Genomic DNA, 7,465 nt, shown 5'->3' on the forward strand with positions numbered 1-7,465 from the left:
CGTCCAAAAAGGACGGGCGGGACGCCCATCCCACAATAACAATTAAAATTGTAAGTTATTTAATTCGCGATCCTAAGCTGTCACGATCCAATAGCGCTCTCTCGGAACTGTATCATTCACAACAGCTACTACAACATACCTACCCTTGCGACCCTTACCATACTGCTGTGAAAATAGAAAAGTATTGCCGAAACGTAAATCACATCGAACCTCATCTGGGTCAGCTAGAGTTTTAGCAATTCTTTCCTGATAAGATGGTAGCAAATCGGGATGTGTATCAACAATATGTAGTTCTCGCTCTTCAGTGAGTTCAACCTCGCTATCGAGATATGGACAGAAAAATTGTGCTGTCACATTCCTCCATTCTTGCCAGTCCTAGTTACCTAACTTTTAAATTACCATAATTACCTGACAAGTTTAGCGATCGCCCATCCCAACCCAACTTCTCAAAAAGCACGCGCGGCGCAGATATCCTGTAGGGAATCGCCCCTGCTTGACCGATCGCCTCAACTCTGGTTAATATACAAGAATAATTAATTAAAGCCGTCCTAGAAGGACGGGGCTTTAGACCCAATTTCTTGGTAAGCTTTGGAGAGAGTGCTTGAAACTGCCCAATTATGAAAGAGCAGTCGTTCCTGAAAAGAAAATTACCGAATATCTGCTCTCACTCACCCACCGCGACGGGAAAAGCAAAGCAAAATTTTTTTTACGGTTTGGTTTTTCAGTTGATGCTTGGGAAATCATGGCAACTGCCTTGCGGCGTCATGCGGCCGACCATGAATTAGCTAAAATTGAAGAATCTCCTTTTGGCAGTCGGTACGTTATTGAAGGAGAAATGCTAGCAGCAGATGGCAGAAAACCCTTTGTGCGTTCTGTTTGGTTTATTGAAACCGGAGGCGACACTCCCAGGCTAGTAAGTGCCTATCCACCAGATTAAAAAATAAAATGATTCAAGAACTTGACAGCATTGTTTTAACAATTGATATCCCCGAAAAAAAATTAAGCCAAGGCGATATTGGCACAGTTGTTTTAGTACATCAAGGTGGGGTAGGATATGAAGTAGAATTTGTTACCTTGACGGGGAAAACATTAGCTATTATTTCACTCTTTAGCTCCCAAGTCCGTCTCATAGGTGATAGAGAAATTGCTCACGCCCGGATGCTAGCTTGAGCGTTATCTAAATGGAAGCAAAAACATTATGAACACTCACAGATTCACAGGCATCATTTACAAAGAAGAAGATAGATACATTGCCGAATGTCCAGAAATCGGCACAGTTGACCAAGGCGAAACCATAGAAGAAGCGATCGCCAATCTTAAACAAGCTACAAAACTCTATCTCGAATAATGTCCATTATTAGAGCCCCGACTTATTAAAGAAGTCGGGGTTCTAGCTACTCTTACAAATTGCAACTCATATCCCCAGATAATTGACTGAAACGCGCATTTTCCCGATAGTCTACCGGACAATCAATCACGCAAGGGACATCTTGAGCCAGGGCTTCTTTCAGAATTGGAATGAAATCCGTTGCAGATTCTACTCGATAGCCTTTTAAACCCATACTTTCGGCAAATTTCACAAAGTCGGGATTGCCAAATTTGATGAAATCGGAATGACCAAAATAATCTTGCTGCTTCCATTCAATTAACCCGTAACCGCCGTCATTAAAGATCAGCGTCACAAAATTAGTACCGACTCGCAAAGCAGTTTCTAACTCTTGGCAATTCATCATAAAACCACCGTCGCCGGTGGCTGCTATTACTTTGCGATCGGGATAAACGAGTTTTGCAGCTACCGCACCCGGAATCGCAATTCCCATCGCCGCAAAGCCGTTGGAAATCAAACAGGTATTCGGACGATCGCAATGATAGTGCCGCGCGATCCACATTTTGTGAGCTCCCACATCAGATATAAGAATATCTTCCGGGCCCAGGATTTGCCGCAAATCGTAAATGAGTTTTTGTGGCTTGATCGGGAAACCGTCGTCGGCTGCATATTGTTCGTACCCAGCGCGAATATCCGCCCGCAATTGCTTAGCAAAAGGGTCTACTTTCTCCATGCGATCGGCACGCTGCAAAATTTCATTGAGAGAATCAGAAATATCCCCCACAACTTCTATAAGAGGAATATAACTGCTGTCAATTTCTGCTGGCAGAGCTCCAATATGAATAATCGGAATTTTTCCTTCAGGATTCCACTTCTTGGGGGAATATTCAATCAAATCGTAGCCAACAGCAATCACTAAATCCGTTTCTTCAAAAGCACAGCTAATGTAATCGCGTTTTTGCAAGCCCGTCGTCCAAAGCGCCAAAGGATGAGTGTAAGGAATTACGCCTTTGCCCATGAAAGTATTAGCTACGGGAATATTCAATCGAGTAGCAAATTGTGTCAAAGCATCGCTGGCGTTAGCGCGGATCGCGCCGTTTCCTACTAAAAGCAGAGGACTTTTTGCCTTGGAAATTGCCACAGCGGCTTTATTCAAGCTTTGGTAAGCGCCAAAAGTTTTTTCGCGGTTGTCTTTGGTGAGCGGCTGTCCTTCAGCAGGCATGGCTGCGATGTTTTCAGGTAAGTCAATGTGAACTGCTCCCGGCTTTTCACTTTGAGCTACTTTAAAGGCTTTGCGGACAATTTCTGCCGTCGTGCTGGGGCGAACAATTTGAGCATTCCACTTAGTAACTGGCGCAAACATGGCGACCAAATCTAAATATTGGTGCGATTCTATGTGCATTCTGTCTGTGCCGACTTGTCCGGTAATTGCTATTAAAGGAGCGCCGTCTAAGTTGGCGTCAGCAACTCCTGTCATTAAGTTAGTTGCGCCCGGGCCCAATGTGGACAAGCAAACGCCGGCTTTGCCGGTGAGACGACCGTAAACGTCTGCCATGAATGCGGCGCCTTGTTCGTGGCGAGTAGTAATAAATTTAATTGAAGAGTTTCTCAGGGCTTCTAAAACTTCTAAATTTTCTTCTCCGGGAAGTCCGAAGACGTATTCGACGCCTTCATTCTCTAAACATTTTACCAATAGTTGAGCTGTGTTCATTTCCGTTTTTCTCCTCGGTTAATGGGGGTTTTGGGTCTTTCTTTTTCAACCGATCGCACAAATACTAAATGGGAATTTTTAACCGCAGGTAAACGCAGATAAACGCAGGCTTATGTAGATTTGTGCGATCGGTTGATAGAGTGGGAGATTATTTCACCCACACTGTTTTTATGTTAACAAATTCGTGCATTCCTTGGATGCTCAATTCGCGTCCGTAACCGGAGCGTTTGATGCCGCCGAAGGGCAATCTGGGGTCGGATTTTACTAAGCCGTTGATGAATACGGCGCCTGCTTCTAGTTCGGAAATAAATCGATCGCTCTCTTCTCTTACTGTAGTCCAAGCGGTCGCACCCAAGCCAAAAGATGTGCTGTTTGCCAGTTCGATCGCCTCATCGATGCCTGCAACCCGGAATACTAAAGCTACGGGCCCGAAAAATTCTTCTTGACGCGCAGCAGCATCCGGGGGAATCTCTGCCAGAATAGTTGGCAAGTAGAAATTGCCGCCATTCTCTGACAATGCCCGGCCCCCTGTCAGAAGTTTTGCTCCCGATTGGATGCAAGTTTGCACTTGATTGTCCAAGTCTTTGAGGATTGCCGGAGTAGCTAAAGGGCCGATATCAGTTTCGGGCAACATCGGATCGCCTACTTTTAATTGCTCGAATTTTTCGACAAATCCTTTGATGAATTCGTCGGCGATATCTTCTGCTAAAATAAAGCGTTTGGCGGCGATGCAAGATTGACCGTTATTCAGCATCCGCGCTGTCACAGCAGTTGATAAAGCTGCTGCTAAATCGGCGCTGGGCATCACAATAAATGGGTCGCTTCCTCCCAATTCCAGCACTACTTTTTTCAAATTTTTGCCCGCATTTGCTGCCAAACTTTCACCCGCTGGTTCGCTGCCGGTGAGGGTTGCTGCTTTGATACGATCGTCCGCAACGAGATCGGCTACTTTGTCGGCGCCGACTAACAAAGTTTGAAAAACTCCTTCGGGAAAGCCAGCTTCCCTGAAAATTTCTTCGATTTTCAAAGCGCACTGCGGCACATTGGAAGCGTGTTTGAGCAAGCCCACATTGCCCGCCATCAGTGCTGGCGCCGCAAACCGAAAAACTTGCCAAAATGGGAAATTCCACGGCATGACGGCTAAAATAGCCCCTAGTGGTTGGTAGCGGACAAAGCTGCTGCTAGCGTCAGTGGTTGCCGGTACGTCTGCCATAAATTGAGCGGCATTTTTGGCGTAATAGCGGCAAACTAAGGCGCATTTTTCCACTTCGCCGATCGCAGATTTGAGCGTTTTGCCCATTTCCAGGGTCATCATTTCAGCGTAAATTTCGCGATCGCGTTCCAAGATGTCTGCCGCTTTCTGCATCCACAGAGCTCGCTGCTCAAACGGCAGGTGGCGGTATTTGTTAAAAGCTTGCTGTGCTAATTCCAGCTTAGCTTCGATTGCCTCATCCGCGATCGGCTCGAAAGTTTTCAGCGTTTCTCCCGTTGCTGGGTTGATAGTAGCAATAGCCATTGTTTCATCTCCTGTGTGAAAAACACAAAACTCCCTTCTAGTTTTCAGCCTAGGCAGGGAGTTGTATCAAGGTATTACAAAATAGGAATTTACCAGCCACGTTTTCTTTCAGGTCTTGCCAATTTGCAAGTGCCGCGATTTGTTTAAATTTCTCTACTTTTAATTATAGTCCAAGATGTCGATCGCAAATCTTAAGAAAATTTGTCTTTAAAACTGATGTCGATCGCGAAATACGATCGGAGAATGCAGTGCGATCGCATCCTGGGTAACGCACGATCGGGTTGTGGACTGGAAGACTTCGCACCTTGACGGCTGGTTGAATTGAGGCAAGATACTCGCATCCTCGATACCGCAGAACCCGATGTCAGCTAAATATTGGCTGAAGTCCTTCTCTAATTTCCGGATGGCTGGTGTGGCTCGCTGAAAATATCATCTAACAGCAAAAAAGTATCATTTGCCACATCGTCCAAACAAGACAGCGAGGTTAAGCGTGAAACAGATTGTTGAATTTCGCCTGGAAAGCGGCGACTCGATTTTTGTGGAAGTGGATCGGGCAGAACTAACTGACGATCGCATCGGTCTTCGCGATGAACTCACTCAAAAAGCGCAACAGACTTTCGAGTCTGCCCTCGAAAAAATCAAGCCCCTAACGAATGCCATTATGACCAAGGTTCGTAGTCTGAACGATCCAGCCGATGAAGTGGAAGTCAAATTTGGCATCAAAATGAGTGCTGAACTGGGCGCGGTTATTGCTTCTGGCAATGCCGAAGTCAACTATGAAATTACGCTGAAGTGGCAAAGGAAGTCACAAGATGACAGCAGCACTTGAGCCATCGCTGGTCAGAATTTATTCAAATCGGGGAAGTGTTATCGGTGCTGGCTTCTTAGTTTCCCAAAAGCGCATCCTCACCTGCGCCCATGTGATAGCCGATGCTTTGGGAATTGACAGAAAAACTGCCGAGATGCCCGATCAAAAAGTCAGCTTGGACTTCCCGTTCCTGGCACCAAAACAGTTCCTCACAGCTAGGGTAATTTTCTGGCGACCTGTTAATCCGGATGAGTTTCCAGAAGATATTGCTGGATTGGAGTTAGAGACTCCTGCCCCAAACGCTGCAAGACCTACTCAATTGCTCACATCAGACGAATTGTGGGGGCATCGTTTCCGAGTTTTGGGTTTTCCAGATGGTAAACCTAATGGTGTTTGGGCTTCTGGTGAGTTACGCGGCAATTTAGCCAGTGGTTGGGTGCAGCTTGAGGATGTCAAACAAGAGGGTTATAGATTAGAGCCTGGTTTTAGTGGTGCGCCGATATGGGATGAGGATCTACAGGGTGTAGTAGGAATGGCAGTAGCAAATGAAACAAAACGACCCGAAACCAAAGCTGCCTTTTTTATTCCCGCGAACGTGCTAATTAAAGCTTGGCCTGAGTTCGGGGAACAAGCCATTCCCCCTTGTTCTCCAATACCCGAAAAACCAGAACAATTTTTACGCTCAAAACTTTCTCAGGAGATTAAGCGACCAGGAGCATTAATCCGCGTTAAAACTTCTCGACCAAGGAACAGAATTTTTTTAATAGCAAAGAAAATTATCAGTGAGATAACTCCGAAAGACTATCAAGCATTCTCCGTGAACTTTCAGTCGGCAAACAATGCGTTAACCAGCTCGGATCAGTTATTGCAGTGGTTCTGTGCCCAAATTACGTCGAATCTTCAGATAGAAAATACACTAGCTGAGTCTTGGCAGGAAGCACCACCCAGCAACACCAAATGTACTAACTACTTTGAAAAATACCTGTTACCGAAAATCTCAAATCCCCTTGTGTTGGTCTTGTATAACGTGGAGTGGATTCTCGCTTGTCAACCGATCGCAGACAATTTTTTTGGATTGCTGCGATTTTGGAAACAGGATCTTGCGAAAGAGGATAGTTGGAACAAATTGCTGTTAGTCATTGTGCATTCCGAAGAGATCAAAACCAATCCGCCGTTTGATGTAGCATTTGTGATTAATTTTCCAGAGCCAGAAGTGGGACAATGACGTTTCACATTTGCATGATTTGTATCAATAGTATTTCACAGTAATTGGAGGATAAACTTATGTACCAATTGTCAGGAAATTTACCACCAGATTCGCCCACCTATGTCGAGCGTGAGGCAGATGAAAAATTATACAAAGAATTGAAATCGGGTAAGTTTTGTTATGTCCTGGGTCCGCGGCAAACTGGCAAATCCAGTTTAAAAGTGAGAACAATGAAACGGTTGAGAACAGAAGGGTTTGTTTGTATTGATATTGACCTTAGTGGGATCGGCAAGGATATCACAATAGATCAATGGTACGCAGGGGTGATCGCTCGTCTAGCAAAAGGTGTAAATCTCCCCGATTTTAATGTAACTACCTGGTGCAATCTTTATCGTGAACAGTCGGCGGTGGATCGATTGAGCAAATTTATTGAAGATAAATTAGTTCCTCATTCCCAAAAAATTGTCATTTTTGTAGATGAAATTGACTGTGTTCTCAGTGATAGCCTGAAGGGCAAGCTAGATGATTTTTTCGCATTGATCCGAAGTTGTCATAACGAACGGGCTAGTAAACCAGAATACGCGCATATAAATTTCGTGCTGTTAGGGGTAGCCACTCCCTCAGATTTGATCGCCGATCCAAAGATCACCCCGTTTAATATTGGTACAGCAATTGAGCTTAACGGCTTTTATCTGGAGGAAGCTGAACCTTTACTTCAGGGATTAGAGGGGAAAGTTAGCAATCCCCATGCGGTGCTGCAAGCAGTCTTAGATTGGACGGGTGGGCAACCTTTTCTTACCCAAAAAATTTGCGAACTTATAACCCACACTCCGCACTTCAATAACACTACATAGTATAGTACATTGCTAGGCCCGAATGAATAAGTAAAAATACTT

10 protein-coding genes are annotated in these 7,465 nt (G+C 45.0%); 6 read left to right on the plus strand and 4 right to left on the minus strand.

Going from position 1 to position 7,465, the window contains the following annotated elements:
- Positions 1-72 precede the first annotated feature (72 nt).
- Positions 73-354: a hypothetical protein gene (locus tag QUA16_RS34630; protein WP_333109130.1), complete on the minus strand. Its 282-nt coding sequence runs from the start codon at positions 352-354 to the stop codon at positions 73-75.
- Between the two features lie 25 nt (positions 355-379).
- The gene (locus QUA16_RS34635; RefSeq protein ID WP_333109132.1) at positions 380-574 is read right to left on the minus strand and encodes a hypothetical protein; all 195 of its coding nucleotides are present in this window, start codon (positions 572-574) and stop codon (positions 380-382) included.
- Between the two features lie 27 nt (positions 575-601).
- On the opposite strand from QUA16_RS34635, the gene QUA16_RS34640 reads away from it, so the two are divergent.
- From QUA16_RS34640 to QUA16_RS34650, 3 genes are read left to right on the plus strand one after another with little or no spacing between them, the layout of a single operon-like run.
- Complete coding sequence (locus tag QUA16_RS34640) at positions 602-937, plus strand: DUF6883 domain-containing protein (RefSeq protein ID WP_333109133.1); 336 nt, start codon at positions 602-604, stop codon at positions 935-937.
- Between the two features lie 8 nt (positions 938-945).
- Positions 946-1,170 carry a DUF4926 domain-containing protein gene (locus QUA16_RS34645; RefSeq protein WP_333053374.1) on the plus strand — a complete coding sequence of 75 codons (225 nt, stop codon included), beginning with the start codon at positions 946-948 and terminating at the stop codon, positions 1,168-1,170.
- Between the two features lie 28 nt (positions 1,171-1,198).
- Positions 1,199-1,348, plus strand: a complete 150-nt coding sequence (locus QUA16_RS34650) for a type II toxin-antitoxin system HicB family antitoxin (RefSeq protein WP_333109134.1) — start codon at positions 1,199-1,201, stop codon at positions 1,346-1,348.
- Between the two features lie 52 nt (positions 1,349-1,400).
- Here QUA16_RS34650 and QUA16_RS34655 read toward each other — a convergent pair whose 3' ends face one another.
- Both QUA16_RS34655 and QUA16_RS34660 read right to left on the minus strand, forming a co-directional pair.
- On the minus strand, positions 1,401-3,038 hold the full coding sequence (locus QUA16_RS34655) for an acetolactate synthase large subunit (RefSeq protein WP_333109136.1): 1,638 nt from the start codon (positions 3,036-3,038) through the stop codon (positions 1,401-1,403).
- A gap of 148 nt (positions 3,039-3,186) precedes the next feature.
- Positions 3,187-4,554 (minus strand): NAD-dependent succinate-semialdehyde dehydrogenase, encoded by a 1,368-nt coding sequence (locus tag QUA16_RS34660; RefSeq protein ID WP_333109137.1) that lies wholly within the window; start codon positions 4,552-4,554, stop codon positions 3,187-3,189.
- Positions 4,555-5,044: 490 nt separating this feature from the next.
- Here QUA16_RS34660 and QUA16_RS34665 point away from each other — a divergent pair, with 490 nt between their 5' ends.
- Genes QUA16_RS34665 through QUA16_RS34675 form a run of 3 tightly spaced genes read left to right on the plus strand, consistent with a single transcriptional unit; the run spans position 5,045 to position 7,423 of the window.
- The gene (locus tag QUA16_RS34665) at positions 5,045-5,383 is read left to right on the plus strand and encodes a CU044_2847 family protein (RefSeq protein ID WP_333109139.1); all 339 of its coding nucleotides are present in this window, start codon (positions 5,045-5,047) and stop codon (positions 5,381-5,383) included.
- Complete coding sequence (locus QUA16_RS34670; protein ID WP_333109141.1) at positions 5,367-6,587, plus strand: AAA-like domain-containing protein; 1,221 nt, start codon at positions 5,367-5,369, stop codon at positions 6,585-6,587. Before QUA16_RS34665 ends, QUA16_RS34670 begins: the two co-directional genes overlap by 17 nt.
- Positions 6,588-6,646: 59 nt before the next feature.
- The gene (locus QUA16_RS34675) at positions 6,647-7,423 is read left to right on the plus strand and encodes an AAA-like domain-containing protein (protein ID WP_333109144.1); all 777 of its coding nucleotides are present in this window, start codon (positions 6,647-6,649) and stop codon (positions 7,421-7,423) included.
- Positions 7,424-7,465: the final 42 nt, after the last annotated feature.

Source organism: Microcoleus sp. S13_C3 (assembly GCF_036700905.1).
GTDB lineage: Bacteria > Cyanobacteriota > Cyanobacteriia > Cyanobacteriales > Microcoleaceae > Microcoleus.

What these genes read in the sequence shown, in the direction of transcription:
- QUA16_RS34660 (WP_333109137.1), bottom strand. Translation starts at nt 4,554, where the DNA reads ATGGCTATTGCTACTATCAACCCAGCAACGGGAGAAACGCTGAAAACT.
- QUA16_RS34650 (WP_333109134.1), top strand. Translation starts at nt 1,199, where the DNA reads ATGAACACTCACAGATTCACAGGCATCATTTACAAAGAAGAAGATAGA.
- QUA16_RS34655 (WP_333109136.1), bottom strand. Translation starts at nt 3,038, where the DNA reads ATGAACACAGCTCAACTATTGGTAAAATGTTTAGAGAATGAAGGCGTC.
- QUA16_RS34670 (WP_333109141.1), top strand. Translation starts at nt 5,367, where the DNA reads ATGACAGCAGCACTTGAGCCATCGCTGGTCAGAATTTATTCAAATCGG.
- QUA16_RS34675 (WP_333109144.1), top strand. Translation starts at nt 6,647, where the DNA reads ATGTACCAATTGTCAGGAAATTTACCACCAGATTCGCCCACCTATGTC.
- QUA16_RS34645 (WP_333053374.1), top strand. Translation starts at nt 946, where the DNA reads ATGATTCAAGAACTTGACAGCATTGTTTTAACAATTGATATCCCCGAA.